This window comes from Chryseobacterium sp., from assembly GCF_045629545.1.
In the GTDB taxonomy this organism is placed as follows: domain Bacteria; phylum Bacteroidota; class Bacteroidia; order Flavobacteriales; family Weeksellaceae; genus Chryseobacterium.
Genome location: NZ_JAZQRK010000049.1, coordinates 77,180 through 92,928 on the forward strand (window position 1 = coordinate 77,180; position 15,749 = coordinate 92,928).

Annotated in this window: 11 protein-coding genes and 1 riboswitch; of the genes, 5 read left to right on the plus strand and 6 right to left on the minus strand. The window is 33.1% G+C overall.

Annotated features, from left to right (window positions below; all coding sequences use genetic code 11):
• The first annotated feature begins 85 nt into the window (after positions 1-85).
• The gene (locus ACKI42_RS11935) at positions 86-460 is read left to right on the plus strand and encodes a DUF1648 domain-containing protein (RefSeq protein WP_407405726.1); all 375 of its coding nucleotides are present in this window, start codon (positions 86-88) and stop codon (positions 458-460) included.
• Here the strand turns inward: ACKI42_RS11935 and ACKI42_RS11940 are convergent.
• From ACKI42_RS11940 to ACKI42_RS11955, 4 genes are all read right to left on the minus strand, one after another.
• A complete protein-coding gene (locus tag ACKI42_RS11940) occupies positions 435-965 on the minus strand; it encodes an acyl-CoA thioesterase (RefSeq protein ID WP_407405728.1) in 531 nt (176 codons plus the stop codon). The two genes, ACKI42_RS11935 and ACKI42_RS11940, sit on opposite strands and share 26 nt — an antisense overlap.
• Entirely contained in the window at positions 953-1,711 is a 759-nt protein-coding gene (locus ACKI42_RS11945; RefSeq protein WP_407405730.1) for a hypothetical protein, read from the minus strand. The genes ACKI42_RS11940 and ACKI42_RS11945 overlap by 13 nt, the downstream gene beginning before the upstream one ends.
• A 135-nt stretch (positions 1,712-1,846) precedes the next feature.
• Positions 1,847-3,964, minus strand: coding sequence for a TonB-dependent receptor (locus ACKI42_RS11950; protein WP_407405731.1), 2,118 nt, complete (start codon positions 3,962-3,964; stop codon positions 1,847-1,849).
• Between the two features lie 112 nt (positions 3,965-4,076).
• Positions 4,077-4,171: riboswitch (TPP riboswitch) on the minus strand.
• 26 nt (positions 4,172-4,197) lie between these two features.
• Positions 4,198-4,959, minus strand: coding sequence for a WG repeat-containing protein (locus ACKI42_RS11955; protein ID WP_407405733.1), 762 nt, complete (start codon positions 4,957-4,959; stop codon positions 4,198-4,200).
• Positions 4,960-5,149: 190 nt separating this feature from the next.
• Here ACKI42_RS11955 and ACKI42_RS11960 point away from each other — a divergent pair, with 190 nt between their 5' ends.
• Both ACKI42_RS11960 and ACKI42_RS11965 read left to right on the plus strand, forming a co-directional pair.
• Positions 5,150-7,912, plus strand: a complete 2,763-nt coding sequence (locus tag ACKI42_RS11960) for a bifunctional aconitate hydratase 2/2-methylisocitrate dehydratase (RefSeq protein WP_407405777.1) — start codon at positions 5,150-5,152, stop codon at positions 7,910-7,912.
• 409 nt (positions 7,913-8,321) lie between these two features.
• On the plus strand, positions 8,322-9,914 hold the full coding sequence (locus tag ACKI42_RS11965; RefSeq protein ID WP_407405779.1) for a DKNYY domain-containing protein: 1,593 nt from the start codon (positions 8,322-8,324) through the stop codon (positions 9,912-9,914).
• Positions 9,915-10,350: 436 nt separating this feature from the next.
• Here the strand turns inward: ACKI42_RS11965 and ACKI42_RS11970 are convergent, their stop codons facing one another.
• Complete coding sequence (locus ACKI42_RS11970; RefSeq protein ID WP_407405735.1) at positions 10,351-10,707, minus strand: hypothetical protein; 357 nt, start codon at positions 10,705-10,707, stop codon at positions 10,351-10,353.
• A gap of 381 nt (positions 10,708-11,088) precedes the next feature.
• Between ACKI42_RS11970 and ACKI42_RS11975 the strand changes: the two genes are divergently transcribed.
• Both ACKI42_RS11975 and ACKI42_RS11980 read left to right on the plus strand, forming a co-directional pair.
• Positions 11,089-13,359 (plus strand): aconitate hydratase, encoded by a 2,271-nt coding sequence (locus ACKI42_RS11975; protein ID WP_407405737.1) that lies wholly within the window; start codon positions 11,089-11,091, stop codon positions 13,357-13,359.
• Positions 13,360-13,805: 446 nt separating this feature from the next.
• Positions 13,806-15,347 (plus strand): helix-turn-helix domain-containing protein, encoded by a 1,542-nt coding sequence (locus tag ACKI42_RS11980; protein WP_407405739.1) that lies wholly within the window; start codon positions 13,806-13,808, stop codon positions 15,345-15,347.
• Here ACKI42_RS11980 and ACKI42_RS11985 read toward each other — a convergent pair.
• On the minus strand, positions 15,342-15,746 hold the full coding sequence (locus ACKI42_RS11985; protein ID WP_407405741.1) for a thiol-disulfide oxidoreductase DCC family protein: 405 nt from the start codon (positions 15,744-15,746) through the stop codon (positions 15,342-15,344). The genes ACKI42_RS11980 and ACKI42_RS11985 overlap by 6 nt on opposite strands.
• Between the last annotated feature and the right edge of the window lie 3 nt (positions 15,747-15,749).

Genomic DNA, 15,749 nt, shown 5'->3' on the forward strand with positions numbered 1-15,749 from the left:
TTGATCTTGTTTAAAACAATACAAATTTAACACTTGAAGACTGAAAAATTGATTCTAAAAATATATATTTTTGTTAAAAATCCACATGATGAAACCATCAAAAATAAGTGTAGTATTTCTTTATTCAAGTTTTGCAATTGTAATCATTCACTTTTTGATTCTATCAATTATATTCAACAAAATTCCAGAAACTGTTCCAACACATTATTCAGGAAGCAATCCAGATGCATTCGGACCTAAAAATACACTTTGGTTAGAACCAATAATAAGCGCCATTATTTTACTGCTAATTTCGTTTTATATTTACAAGCTGAAAACACCCAATTCATTAGATTCATATTTAGAAAATTCTGAGGAGGAAGCAATAAAAAACCGACAACTTTTGTTATCGGTTTTAGAGTTAGTAGTGATACTTATAATCAGTGCAATATCTTTTATTTTTCTTCTTGAGGCTCGCTGAATAGTTTTTTAAGCTCTACAGAATCCAAAGGGTTCATTCTACCAGATAAGATAAGAGAAAGTTCTTTCCTTCTTAATGCGGCTGCATATCTTTCTATTTCTAGCTCTGTTTCTGGTACCATATCTGGGATTGGTATTGGTCTATTGAACTCGTCTACCGCCACAAAAGTATAAATCCCTTTATTAGTTTGTACTTTTTTATGATTGATAGGATCATCCAACCATACATCTACATAAATTTCCATAGAAGTAGAGAATGCTCTAGAAACTTTAGATTCCATCACTACAATTCCACCTTCTGGGATTGGCTGATCGAACGATACATGATTCACAGAAGCTGTTACCACTCTTCTTTCACAATGTCTAGTAGCAGAGATAGAAGCACATCTATCCATTCTCGCTAATAATTCTCCACCAAACAGGTTTCGGAGTTGGTTGGTATCGTTCGGGAGAACAATATTCGTCATGATCGTTAGCGATTCTGATGCTGTTTTTACTTTTGCCATTTAGATCTTCTTTTGTAAGGAGTTTTGGGGTTGATAACTTTTGGGGTTGCTTTTAGGATAGAATCCTTTCTTATAGAATCTATTTTTATAGAATCTGCTTTCTTTATTAATGTAGAATCTATCTTGATAGGAGCTACTTTTTCTATTCTTTGAGTTTTGGTTTTGATGGATACCTCATCAAAAGACTTTTTACCAAACAGAAATTCTCTTTGTGTAAAACCAAAATACCCAATTGCAGATACAGGCACTATGACTAAAAATAGCCATAAGATGGATTTTCCTAGTTTATAATCTTTCTCTGTATTTTGTATTTTTTCTGATGTATTGCCTTGGTGAATATCCGCAAATTTGATTTCTTCTAAACCATAAAAATCGGGATGATCTGTTGCCAACCTATTTCCCTTGAAATGCAAATCGCCTTCCTCCAAGAAAAAGCTTCCTAAATCCTGAATTTCTAAAGTTTGATCCGATTGTATTTTCTTTTTCCAAAAATCTACCTGAATTTGCAATTCGTTTTCCGCGGCTTCTTTTGTTATCCCTTTTTCTGAAATAATGAACTGCAACAAATCATTAGAAACTGCCTGATAATCGGGGTAGAAACTAATTTTTGTAGAGGGAGGAAGTATACTTCCTGTTTCAGAGTTGAGAATTGCCTTGGTGTTCTCCATAGAAAACACGCCAAACTTCGGAACTATTACAGTTCCAAATTGTTTGAGATAATTGAGGATACAAGCAGAAATATTCATTTGGACGCAAATTTATAACTTTTTCGTGAGTTTTAAATATATTTATTTTTAATGAAAATATACATAAAACGCATTTTAAAAATATTTAAATTTAAAATTCAATCTCAAAAAAGAGTTTACCAATTCCTTTAGTTTTTACTGAATTTTCCAACTAATCCCGAACATAAAATTAGTTCCTGCTTGCGCAAAATAGATAGGATTATGATCGTAAACGTATCCGTTGTTTACGTATTTTTGGTTGAATATATTATTGACAAGTAATTTCAGAGCAATATCATTTTTATTGATTTTAAACTGATACTGCGCATTAAAATCGGTAAGAAGATAATCTGACAATTGCAATTTTGAAGATTCTGTATTATCTAGATATTGTTTCCCGACATATTGATTAGATAGTCCGAATTGGAAATTTTCTGTAGGATTGTATTTTAAATTGATATTAGCAATAATAGTTGGCGAAAAAGAAATGGATGTATTTCCCAATGTATTGATAGTAGCTGCATTTTCAGATTTGAAATCTATATTTTTGTTCTGGCTAAGACTCACATTACCTGACAACTCCCATTGTTTGGATAATTTTGCCAAAGCACCGATTTCAATTCCTCTCCTGTAGCTTTCTCCTGAGTTGGTTCTTATAAATTCTCCAATATTATTGATCTGTCCATTCAGCACCAATTGGTTGAGGTAGTACATATAATATAGATTGGTAGTAAAAGATACTTTGCCAAATTGCTTTTCTATACCAGCCTCGAAATCATGCAGTTTTTCTACTTTCAGATTGTTGTCTGCCATCAGATCATCACGATTCGGTTCTCTTTGAGCCAAAGCGTAGGATACAAATATTTTCCCAGCTTTTATTTTATAATTAATTCCGGCCTTAGGATTAAAGAAAGTCCACTTTTTATCCAAGTCAGCACCCTCGTCATCACCCGCCAAAAGTACAGTAGTTTTATAGTTGATATTTCTTAGTTGCAGGTCTCCAAAAATTTCAAAATCATTTATTTTCACCAAAGCTTTTGCAAAACCACTTACTTCATCTTTTCGAGATTGATTAAAATAATATTCATGATCTTTTATGTGAGGAAAAATAACATCAGTTACCCTTCCAAAATGATCACCTTTGTATTGATTGGCAACTAATCCGAAATTCAAATCTACTGAATCAAACTTTCCGTACAAATTGGATACGACTCCATAAAAATCATTATCCAACCATTTTTTTCTAATAAAATCTGAACTCTTTATAATTGAGGAATCATCTATAATATTAGGAAGATTGTATCTGGAAAATTTATTGTCTTGTTTGTAATTTTCATAATATCCTTTTCCTTTGGTATAATGTAAAGTAGTTTCTAAATTCCAATGATCATTAAAGCCTTGTTGCCACATCATTTGATAATGGTTTTGTCTATAATTATCGGTTTCATTATCATAAAAGCCTACTACATTTTGCCAGTCCGTATCATATATCGCTCCAGAAAGATTAGTTTTGGGTTGAGAGTCCCAAGTTGCTCTATCAATACCATTCCAAGCTTGGTACGTTTTTTCTTTTCCCCCAAATGCCATAAATCTTATTTTCGTTTTTTTGTCTTCAAATAATGCGGTAAAATTATAAGAATTAAGGTCAGCAAAAGCACGATCTATATATCCATCAGAATGGATATGGGTGTATCTTCCCATAAGAGAAAGTCGGTCTTTCCAAAATTTTCCCGTTCCAATTTCTCCCGAATATTTATAAGTTCCAAAAGATCCGTAGCTATCGTCGGTTTTTACATAAAAATGCTCTTCTGGATTATTAGAAATTACATTTACACTTGCTCCAAATGAAGAAACGCCATTGCTAGAAGTTCCTACACCACGCTGAATAACGATTTGAGAAGCCGAGCTTGTAAGATCTGGAACATTGACGAAGAAAGTTCCCTGACTTTCGGAATCATTGATGGGAACTCCGTTCATCATTACATTAATACCTCTTGCTTCTACTCCACGAATTCTAAAACCTGTATATCCTACTCCGTTTCCTGCATCAGAAGTCGAAATAATAGACGTTTGATTTTTCATCAAAATAGGTAAATCTTGTCCTAAGTTTTTAGAATCTAAAACCTTCTTTACATTAATGATTTCCTTGGCGACAGGAAGCCGCTTGGTAAAGCGTATGGCCTCTATATCCTTACTGATAATAGAATCTGTTTTTTGTGTTTGTGCAAAACAAAATGAACTTGCGGTAAGTCCTAAAAAAAATAAACCTTTCATTCTTATAAATTTTTAAAATTTAATGGAATAAAAGGGGTGATTATAAGCAATGTAACAATTTATAAATCTATCAATTACCAAAAAATTGTTTAATCTACAAATTGGTAAATTGTTACATACTAAAAAAATTCCCTAAACAGCATTACCTGTTCTAGGTTCATTGGGTATAATCTCAGCCTTTATTGAAAAGCACCCCTTTAATTTCAACTACGAAAATACAAAAATATTCTATATTAATAGGCTTTATTATTCACGTCTACGAAATAATAATTCTTATCATCTTTCGTCACCTCAAACATTTTTCCAAGTTTCCAGCTAAAATTTCGTTTAATATCCGAATACATAAACGGAATGATAATATTATTATTAATATCTATTATCCCAAACTTGTTATTGAGCACTGCTATAATCATCGGATCATTTTGATCTTCACTTTGCAAAATAAAAAGGAGATCGTATTTCGGCGCCAATTTCAATTTGTTGTAAGGCATCTGGTTATTAATTTTCACCTCTTCTATAATACCATATAGTCCGTTTTCCTTATATGCTTTAAAATTTTGCTTTTTATACGCAGATGTACATTTTCCTAAATGTGAATTATCATATTGATAAACTTTTTTACCTTTTTTATCAATTCTGTAGGATATTTTATTTTTTTCTACAGTAGCATACTCCGCTGTGCCAAAACTTTTAGCGTTCTCATTTTCAGAGTTTAAAAGGTTGCAATCTTCAGCAAAAAACATAGCAATTTCGTATTCTGCAGGAATTACCATACGACTAGAATGATTAATATAACCATACTTTCCCTTATTTTTTTGCGGAATCAATAATGGTGCATTTTTACTAAAAGTGATAATCTTTTCGCTGGTAAGAGTATCAGAGATGGGCCTGGAATATGCACGAGATTGAGATAAGTGACTACCATTCACACTATTACCCTTGGCAAAAAAAGACATGGGAAGTAGTATGAAGAGTGCTCCATAATTTTTAATCATAATTGTGTGTGTTTTGTTTTCGATGCAAAAATAGAAAATATAAATATAAAATTTATATAGAATCTAAATAATTTAAAGGTTTAAAAAAATTTAAAAGTCGTAAATTTGGGGAACATTTATTACTAACTAAATTTTTATAGAGAAAGCCTTATGATTGGAAAATCAGACGGATAAGACTTCTATTATTATTATGAGTATTTATACAGATTATCTTAAAGAGATTGAAGAAAGAAAAGGTCTAGGATTACACCCAAAACCAATTGATGGTGCTGAACTAGTAAGCGAAATCATCGCCCAAATTAAAGACGTAAACAACGCAGAAAGAGAAAACTCTCTAAAATTTTTCATCTATAACACACTTCCAGGTACTACACCCGCAGCAAGTGCTAAGGCTCAATTTCTAAAAGAAATTATTCTTGGAGAAGAGGTAGTATCAGAAATTACTCCTGATTTTTCATTCGAGTTATTATCTCATATGAAAGGAGGTCCTTCTATTGAAGTTCTTTTAGATTTAGCTTTAGGAAATAATGAAGTTATCGCTAAGCAGGCAGGTGAGGTGTTAAAAACTCAGGTTTACCTTTATGACGCAGATACAAAACGCTTAAAAGATGCTTATGATGCAGGTAACGCTGTAGCAAAAGAACTTTTAGAAAGTTATGCAAAAGCAGAATTCTTCACAAAACTGCCTGAAGTAGCAGAAGAAATAAAAGTGGTAACGTATATCGCTGCAGAAGGTGATATCTCTACAGATCTATTATCTCCAGGTAACCAAGCACACTCTGGTTCGGACAGAGAATTGCACGGACAATGTATGATTACTCCAGAAGCTCAAGCGGAAATTACAGCGCTTAAAGCTCAGCATCCAGATGCATCTGTAATGCTTATTGCAGAAAAAGGCACAATGGGTGTAGGTTCTTCTCGTATGTCTGGTGTTAACAACGTTGCACTTTGGACAGGGAAACAAGCTTCTCCATACATTCCTTTTGTAAACATCGCTCCAATTGTAGCAGGTACAAACGGTATTTCTCCTATTTTCTTAACTACGGTTGATGTAACTGGAGGTATTGGTATCGATTTACAAAACTGGGTGAAGAAAACGGACGAAAACGGAAATGTAGTTCGTAACGAAGCTGGTGACCCAATTTTAGAAGAAGTTTATTCTGTAGCAACTGGTACTGTATTAACAATCAATACAAAATCTAAAAAATTATACAACGGTGAGGTAGAATTAAAAGATATTTCTAAATCTTTCACACCGCAAAAATTAGAATTTATCAAAGCAGGTGGTTCATATGCTATCGTATTTGGTAAAAAAATACAAACTTTCGCGGCTCAAACTTTAGGAATCGAAACTCCTCTAGTTTTTGCTCCATCTAAAGAAATTACGAATGATGGTGTTGGATTAACAGCAGTAGAAAAAATCTTCAATAACAATGCAGTTGGTGTAACGCCAGGTAAAGTATTACATGCAGGTTCTGACGTAAGAGTAAAAGTAAACATTGTAGGTTCTCAGGATACTACTGGATTGATGACTGCTCAGGAACTAGAAGCTATGGCTGCTACTGTAATTTCTCCAGTTGTAGATGGTGCTTACCAATCTGGTTGTCACACTGCATCTGTTTGGGACAAAAAAGCACAAGCTAACATTCCTAAATTGATGAAATTTATGAATGACTTCGGTTTGATTACTGCTCGTGATCCAAAAGGAGAATATCATGCAATGACGGATGTTATCCACAAAGTATTGAATGATATTACAATTGACGAATGGGCAATTATCATCGGTGGTGACTCTCACACTCGTATGTCTAAAGGAGTTGCTTTCGGTGCCGATTCTGGTACTGTAGCATTAGCCTTGGCAACTGGTGAGGCGTCTATGCCAATCCCAGAATCTGTAAAAGTAACTTTCAAAGGAGAAATGAAATCTTATATGGATTTCCGTGATGTAGTACACGCTACACAAGCTCAGATGTTACAACAATTTGGTGGCGAAAACGTATTCCAAGGTAGAATTATCGAGGTTCATATTGGTACTTTATTAGCTGACCAAGCATTTACATTTACAGACTGGACTGCAGAGATGAAAGCTAAGGCATCTATCTGTATCTCTCAAGACGAAACTTTAATTCAATCATTAGAAATTGCGAAATCTCGTATCCAAATTATGATTGATAAAGGTATGGAGAACAAAAATCAAGTTCTTCAAGGTCTTATCGACAAAGCAAACAAACGTATCGAAGAAATAAGATCTGGTGCAAAACCAGCCCTTACTCCAGATGATAACGCAAAATACTATGCAGAAGTTGTTATCGATCTAGATATTATCAATCAGCCAATGATTGCAGATCCAGACGTAAACAACGCTGATGTTTCTAAGAGATATACGCATGATACTATTCGTGAATTATCTTTCTACGGAGACAACAAAACGGTAGATTTAGGTTTTGTAGGATCTTGTATGGTTCACAAAGACGATTTAAAAATCGTTTCTCAAATGTTGAAGAATGTAGAAGCTCAAAAAGGTGAAGTGAAATTCAATGCACCATTAGTAGTTGCTGCACCTACTTACAACATCATCGACGAATTGAAAGCGGAAGGTGATTGGGAAATGTTACAAAAATATTCAGGTTTCGAATTCAACGATAACGCTCCAAAAGGTGCTGCACGTACAAAATACGAAAACATCATGTACCTAGAGCGTCCAGGTTGTAACCTATGTATGGGTAACCAAGAGAAAGCTGAGAAAGGTGATACTGTAATGGCTACTTCTACTCGTCTTTTCCAAGGTCGTGTAGTAGAAGACAGAGATGGTAAAAAAGGTGAATCTTTACTAGCATCTACTCCAGTGGTTGTACTTTCTGCTATTTTAGGTAGAATCCCAACAATCGAAGAGTACAAAGCTGCTGTAGAAGGCATCAACTTAACCAAGTTTACTCCAATTTCTTGTCACTAAGAAATGACCAATAATATTAGAGAAAGCTACCCAATTTGGGTAGCTTTTTTTTATTTCGGGCGGCTGCTAAAGCATCGGGCTGTCCGTTACTAGTCCTCGCACCAAGGCTTTCCAACATCAATTCCAATACTTCCCCAAATCCATGCTGTGGGCTATCCATTACCATCCCTGCCGAAAAAATTACACCCCATTAATATGAATTTAAGAGATGATAAATTTTATAAATTAGTACATTTGAATCCTACAACTACTCTATTATGCTATATAAATATAAAAATATAATTTACACACTAAACTCATCCTATTTCTAATCATATTTTTCATTTTTGCTTTATTATTATTTACGGGAAAAGATGAAAATTATGATTTCCAGAGACAGTCTATAAAAATAAATAGAATTTATAGTAAAATAGATGGTAAAATATTCGCATCAGTTCCAAGCAATGGAGACTATTTGATACAAGATGCAAACGAAAATTCTTTTAGAACATTTGGAAACTCTATTAAGGATAATCAAATTGGGTTTGATGACAAAAACGTATATGCAGGAAATATGATTTTAGAAGACCTCAAGCCTCAAAATCTAAGAGCATTGGGTAATAATTACTATACAGACGGAAAAACCACCTACTATTGTTCAAGCATTTCAGATAACAATCCAAAAATGTCTGTAGTCGGATTTTTTATAAGCTATACTGGTTATAATTTGGGACTTAGCCAAAAACCTAAAACATATTGGTATCCTCATATAAAATTGCCATCAAATATTACTTACCAATCATACGCTAATTATGAAATTGCTATAAGTTCAGAAAAAGCGTATTTCAAAGGCCTAGAAATGCCAAAAGCAATTCCACTACAATTGAAACCTATCTTATTAAAAGAAAACAATGGACGCAATAGAGAAAGTTTACAATATTTCACTGATGGAAAACACGTTTACTTTGAAGAAAAATTGTTGGATTTACCTTATAACCCTCACCTATACCAATTAGATATTGCCGGTGACCTCCCTTCTAGACAGGCTTATTTGATAGATCCTCTACATGGAAACGTTATAGTAAATGATGAACAATTTAAAGCTTCAGACGCACCTTACAATTTATTAGGGCGAACTTTTAATCATAGCAGTCACTTGATTTTCAAAGGAAAAAACGGCTTTTATTATTACGATTATGATGATAAAAAAATCAAAAAAGCATCTAAAAATATATTTGGCGATAAGAAAATAAATCTACTTAGCGATGAAGTTTTTGAGATTGATAATAAAGTATATTTTTTAAGTTCAAAAGAAGTATGGAAAAAGAAAGGTGGATTAATAAGTAGAAATACAGAGTTTTTATTATTAGAAGATGTTCCAGCAAATCAATTAAGCTATTTTTCAAAATTGAAAAATAATTCTGGTAGCATTTGGAGAAGTGGAGATCGCTATTTCTATTTTGAAACTTACGGGAGCTTAAGTAGATCAAACAGTGCTATCTATGAAATAAAAAATTTAGCTACCGCGAATAAACTTATTCAATTAGATGTCATTAGAAATGATGATTTTTTGAATTTGATAAATAATAAAGAATTGATTGAGCCTAAATCGAAGGTGATCTTTAGCGCAATTTCAAAATATCATAATGATAACTTTAAAATTTTTATTTACATCATTCTATTCGGTGTAATTGTATACGGAATTTTAAAATTATCTTTAAAAGACAAAGACCTACCTCCCTTTGAAATTATTGGAAATACCTTAATAATAAATAATTTATTTTTTAAAAAATACCAAATAGAAACCCTCAAAAATATTCATTTTTCAATAAAAACAAATTTCAGAAATGGCTATTCTGGCTTAATGAAAATTGAAACTGTAGATGGAAAAAAATCAAAAAATTATATGTTTGTACCAAGGTTCACTATCGGATATGTATCTAGAGCAGTAATTATTAATCATATCTACGATTTACAAAAAACACTTTCTGAACACGGAATAAACTCCCATTTCGAAGATTGAATTGAATTGTGGTTCATTTCCAATTCCAACTTATTTATTAAAACACTCATCATCAGTATCATCCTTTACTTTTTGCAAACAAATGAATATTATGTCTTTTATCAAAATCTACATCAGTGATTGTACTTTCTGTAGAAGGCATCAACTAAACCAAGTTTACTCCAATATCTTGTCACTAAGAAATGACCAATAATATTAAAGAAAGCTACCCAATTTGGGTGGCTTTTTTTTATTTTGGGCGGCTGCTAAAGCATCGGGCTGTCCGTTACTAGTCCTCGCACCAAGAGCTTTCCAACATCAATTCCAATACTTCCCCAAATCCATGCTGTGGGGTATCCACTACCATCCCTGCCGCAACAGCAAACCGTATAAATTTATACCTATATTTTAAGTTGAGGGATAATTTAGGAACAATATTTACATTTAACAATAGAAATTAATTCAATAATTCTGAGGTTATAATTCTCGTGCAATATTCTGCACCCAAATATCTCGGATCTCCATGTTTTTCAGACCAAAATCCATCCAACGTATTCTCGTCCAAACAACGATAAACTGCAACTCCTTTGAAGATTTTCTTATCATCACCCAAATAATGAAAATTAATCACGAGAATATCATCTCTGAAAAATCCATTGCCATACTGTGTGTGATCTCCAATTCTCCACTCAGCGACAATTCTACTATTTTCATCCAACTCCAAAGTCAATACCCCTTCATAAGAATATCCTTCACTATCATCCTGATTTTTGCCTTCAAAATAATATTGTCCTACTAATTCTTCAACATTCATTTTTTCAACTTTACTCTTCAAAATTACTATATTTCCAATATCAAATCAATGATTTTTCATGAGTCTATTGCAATTCATCAGGATTCTTCAGATAAAACCGAACTTAATTTCATAATTTTTATTGTAAATAAAATGAAAAATTTGCTACAAACAAACACTATAAATAACGTGGAAACAGCAATCCTTAAAAACTCATCAAAATATCGATTAATACAACAAAATTGGCACGAAATTATCTGTAACAAAATTTAATAAAATACAAAAAACTGGAGTATTATTTATAATAATTCCAAAGAACCTATTAACAATCAAAGGATTAAAAATTATTTGTAATTTGTAGTACCTTAAAAATCAAAATTTAAAACAATAAAAATCACTTATATGACATTCGATATTGATATGATCAAAAAAGTGTATGAGCGTTACCCAGAAAGAATCGCAGCAGCGAGACAGGTAGTGGGAAAACCTTTGACACTTTCAGAAAAAATTCTTTACACTCACCTTTGGCAAGGAAACCCAACGCAAGCTCATGAAAGAGGAAACTCTTATGTAGATTTCGCACCAGACCGTGTAGCGATGCAAGATGCAACAGCACAGATGGCATTATTACAATTCATGCAAGCTGGAAAAACCAAAGTAGCTGTACCTTCTACCGCCCATGCAGACCACTTGATTCAAGCGAGAGTTGGCGCAGAACAAGATTTACAAGAAGGATTAAACAAAAACTCGGAAGTTTTCAACTTTCTAAGTTCCGTATGCGATAAATACGGAATTGGATTTTGGAAACCTGGAGCAGGTATTATTCACCAAGTAGTTTTAGAAAATTACGCATTCCCAGGAGGAATGATGATTGGTACCGACTCTCACACTGTTAATGCAGGTGGACTGGGAATGGTAGCGATTGGTGTTGGTGGTGCTGATGCAGTAGACGTAATGGCAGGTATGGCTTGGGAACTGAAAATGCCAAAACTAATCGGTGTAAAATTAACTGGTAAAATGAGCGGGTGGACTTCTGCAAAAGATATTATCCTAAAAGTAGCTGGAATCTTGACGGTAAAAGGAGGAACAGGTTGCATCGTAGAATATTTCGGCGATGGCGCACAATCTCTTTCTTGCACTGGAAAAGGTACCATCTGTAATATGGGAGCAGAAATTGGAGCAACTACTTCTACTTTTGGATATGACGATTCTATGAGAAGATATCTAGCTGCAACTGGCAGACAAGATGTTGTAAATGCAGCAGATGCAGTAGCAGAACACCTTACGGGTGATGCTGAAGTGTATGCAAACCCTGAACAGTATTTCGACCAAGTGATAGAAATTGATCTATCTACCCTTTCTCCTCACCTTAATGGACCTTTCACACCAGATTTGGCAACACCAGTAGCAGAATTTAAAGAAAAAGCAATAGCTAATGGTTGGCCAATAGAAGTAGAATGGGCACTTATTGGTTCTTGTACCAATTCATCTTACGAAGATTTGTCCAGAGCTGCTTCTATTGTAGAAGATGCTGTAGCAAAAGGCGTAAAACCAAAAGCAATCTTAGGAATTAACCCTGGATCAGAGCAAGTAAAATTCACGGCAGAAAGAGATGGATTTTTAAACTCGTTTAGAAAATTTGAAAATACAAGAATATTTACCAATGCTTGTGGACCTTGTATTGGACAATGGGATAGAGAAGGCTCTGAGAAAGGAGAGAAAAACTCTATTATTCACTCATTTAATAGGAATTTCGCGAAAAGAGCAGACGGAAATCCAAATACCCACGCATTTGTTGCATCACCAGAAATGGTAGCAGCAGTGGCAATTTCTGGAAGATTAGATTTTAATCCAATCACAGATACTTTAACCAATGAAGCAGGTGAACAAGTAAAACTTAATGAGCCTAATGGTTCCGAGCTTCCAGCAAAAGGCTTTGCGGTAGATGATAACGGCTACCAAGCACCTTCTGAAGATGGTTCTAGTGTACAAGTTGTTGTTTCTCCTACATCTGATAGACTTCAATTATTAGAAGAATTCCCAGCATGGGACGGACTCAATATTACTGGTGCTTATGTTTTAATTAAAGCATTTGGAAAATGTACTACAGACCATATTTCTATGGCTGGACCTTGGTTGAAATACAGAGGTCACTTAGACAATATCTCGAATAATATGTTGATAGGCGCAGTAAATGCTTACACTATGGAGACTAATAAGGTGAAAAACGAACTTACTGGTGCTTATGATGAAGTTCCGAAAGTTGCGAGAGCTTACAAAGCAGCCCAAATTGCCTCTATTGTTGTAGGTGACGAGAACTACGGTGAAGGTTCTTCTAGAGAGCACGCAGCTATGGAACCAAGACACCTTGGAGTAAAGGCAGTTTTGGTAAAATCTTTCGCGCGTATCCACGAGACCAACCTTAAAAAACAAGGAATGCTCGGTCTTACGTTTGCCAACAAAGCAGACTATGATAAAATAAGAGAAGACGACGTTGTGAATTTCTTGGATTTAACTGATTTCGCCCCTGAAAAACCATTAACGTTAGAATTTGTACACAATGATGGAACAAAAGATATTATCATTGCCAATCATACCTATAATGAGGCGCAGATTGATTGGTTTAAAGCAGGATCTGCATTGAATTTAATTAAAAGAATGGAGTCTAACTAAACTCTTCTTAAATATTTTACTAAAACCGTTTCTTTAGAAGCGGTTTTTTTATTTTAGTTTAGAAATTAAATTCTGCTTAAAAGTTTCTCCTATTGGGCATTCAAAATTATAAATTATACATCGTTGTTTGGGAATCTATTGTTTTTATTTTGTTCAAATAGCCACCTGATTGGTTCATACATGTATTATATCCAAGTGAAAAATAACCTCTAAACTTTTATAGAGCTTTATTGGGCATAAACCAGTTTAGAAACCAATAATAGATTATTAAGATGAAAATTTTAAAATAAAATATTAATTAATAATTAGCACCCTAAATGTTCAGTAATTTACAGTTACTTTTGTTATATAAATTAAAAATAAACTTTTATATTGTATTATTGAAAACAATCCATCACTACACATTTGTTTTTCTCGTACAACTATAAATAATTAATGCACAAATAATGATAAGATTCTTGGTTAGCCTTTTTCTTCTATTTTATTCGGCACACTTTTTTTCACAAGCCACAATTGATGAGAGTAGAAGAAGATTATTTTATGATCGATATCAAGAGTTTATATTAGACAATACAAAAGCTTCAATAGTAGGGAATGAGATGATCAAACTCGCCCAAACGCCTTATGAAAGTTCTATTTCCTATCTTACTGTTGGTAGGTATTACTATGATAATTGTGATTATGTAAAATCAGTAGACTACCTTCAAAAGTCTTATGATTTTGCGGCCTCGGTAGACTCTGTAGACACCCAATTGGATGTTCTTACAAACCTCATCCCCGCCTATCGAAGAGCAGGTCTTACACTACAATCTGATGAGAATTTCAGTCTTTTGAAGAAAGTAGCAAAAAAAGCTACAGAGAATGTACAGAAGATGTACATTTCATTTGCTCAGGCAAAAATTGCAGATATAGATCGTGATTTTTGTACCTCGGCAAAAGTGAGGAAAGACTTCTTTGACCATTTGAAACCTATAGACAAGAATGCGGATATCGATTTGCGATATAAATTTTCGGTTCTCAATCAGCTTTGTTATGTACAAATCAAATGTGGAACCATCGCTATTGCAAAGGAATCTATGATTTTACTGGATAAGATGTACTCTAAGATAGATAAGAGTAAACCTATTAAATTGATTGATTTTTACTACCTCAATAAAGCGCTTATACATAACCTAGAGGGTAACAAAAAAATGGCTAAGGAAAACTTTGATGTCGCTACAGAAATCGCTTTAAAAACAGAGACTAAGGTAGTAATAAAAGACATACTAACGGAAAGATTAAACGCGAACATAGATGCTGCTGAAGAACAATTAAAGTTCACTAAAATAGTTTCAGAGATTGATGCTAAAATGGTAACTGTAACCCAAAATCTCACCTATAAAGAATCTATGATGCAAAATCTGACATTTAAAAGGTTAGAACAAAAATCTAAAATTCTTATTTCCATTTCCATCATTGCCTTTATATTAATGATTATAGTTATTGCAGTCTTCAGATATAATCGTAAAAAAGCACAAATGAGATTTAATGAAATAATTCGAGATTTAAATAATTCAAAAAATAATATTACGCAAAAATCTGGTAATTATAAAGAGAATTTAGCTACAGATATCATTAAGAACAATGATACAGAAATAAATATACTAAGAAAATTAGAATCTTTCGAAAGAAAAAATCTCTTTACTACTAAAGGAATATCTAGTGCACAGATGGCAGTAATGCTAAAGACCAATACAAAATATTTAAGCCATATCCTTAAAAAATATAGAAATTCAGATTTTCCAAATTATATTAATGATCGTAGGATAAACTATATTATAGATGAATTGAATAATAACCCTCTCCTTTTGAAATACAAAATTTCTGCATTATCAGAACTGTGCGGATATACATCACATAGTCAATTTACTATGATTTTTAAATTAAAGAAGGGGGTTTCACCGTCTCAATTTATTTATTTCCTATCAAAAGAAAATAATGTTTTATAAGATAAACTTTTTTCTTTGCTCTGGAGTAGGCAAAACACAATGATCCGTCCCTATTTTTTTTCTATTTCTAGCAACGAGATCATACATTGAATCTTTGATGACTTGGGGAAAGATTTTTAGAATATTCAAAATTATCAAAATACCTCCCAAAGTATTCCCAATTTTGATAACGGCATCTAGTTTTTTTCTAAATTTACCATTTTGCTCTAATAGATACAATGTATCTAAATTCACAGATTCTAAATTATTTTTATGCAAAAAATCTTGACCAAAATCACTTTGAAGTGAAGCAAAATTGAATTGATCTTTATGATCTCTATCTAAAATCCATTGTACCCAAAAATTGCAGAATCCGCAATCTCCATCATACAAAACTATGTTTTTTGTCGTATCTATCATTTG

Bases quoted from the DNA above. Each gene is read 5' to 3' on its own strand.
- ACKI42_RS11980 (WP_407405739.1), top strand. From the start codon at position 13,806: ATGATAAGATTCTTGGTTAGCCTTTTTCTTCTATTTTATTCGGCACAC.
- ACKI42_RS11960 (WP_407405777.1), top strand. From the start codon at position 5,150: ATGAGTATTTATACAGATTATCTTAAAGAGATTGAAGAAAGAAAAGGT.
- ACKI42_RS11945 (WP_407405730.1), bottom strand. From the start codon at position 1,711: ATGAATATTTCTGCTTGTATCCTCAATTATCTCAAACAATTTGGAACT.
- ACKI42_RS11950 (WP_407405731.1), bottom strand. From the start codon at position 3,964: ATGAAAGGTTTATTTTTTTTAGGACTTACCGCAAGTTCATTTTGTTTT.
- ACKI42_RS11955 (WP_407405733.1), bottom strand. From the start codon at position 4,959: ATGATTAAAAATTATGGAGCACTCTTCATACTACTTCCCATGTCTTTT.
- ACKI42_RS11985 (WP_407405741.1), bottom strand. From the start codon at position 15,746: ATGATAGATACGACAAAAAACATAGTTTTGTATGATGGAGATTGCGGA.
- ACKI42_RS11940 (WP_407405728.1), bottom strand. From the start codon at position 965: ATGGCAAAAGTAAAAACAGCATCAGAATCGCTAACGATCATGACGAAT.
- ACKI42_RS11975 (WP_407405737.1), top strand. From the start codon at position 11,089: ATGACATTCGATATTGATATGATCAAAAAAGTGTATGAGCGTTACCCA.
- ACKI42_RS11970 (WP_407405735.1), bottom strand. From the start codon at position 10,707: ATGAATGTTGAAGAATTAGTAGGACAATATTATTTTGAAGGCAAAAAT.
- ACKI42_RS11935 (WP_407405726.1), top strand. From the start codon at position 86: ATGATGAAACCATCAAAAATAAGTGTAGTATTTCTTTATTCAAGTTTT.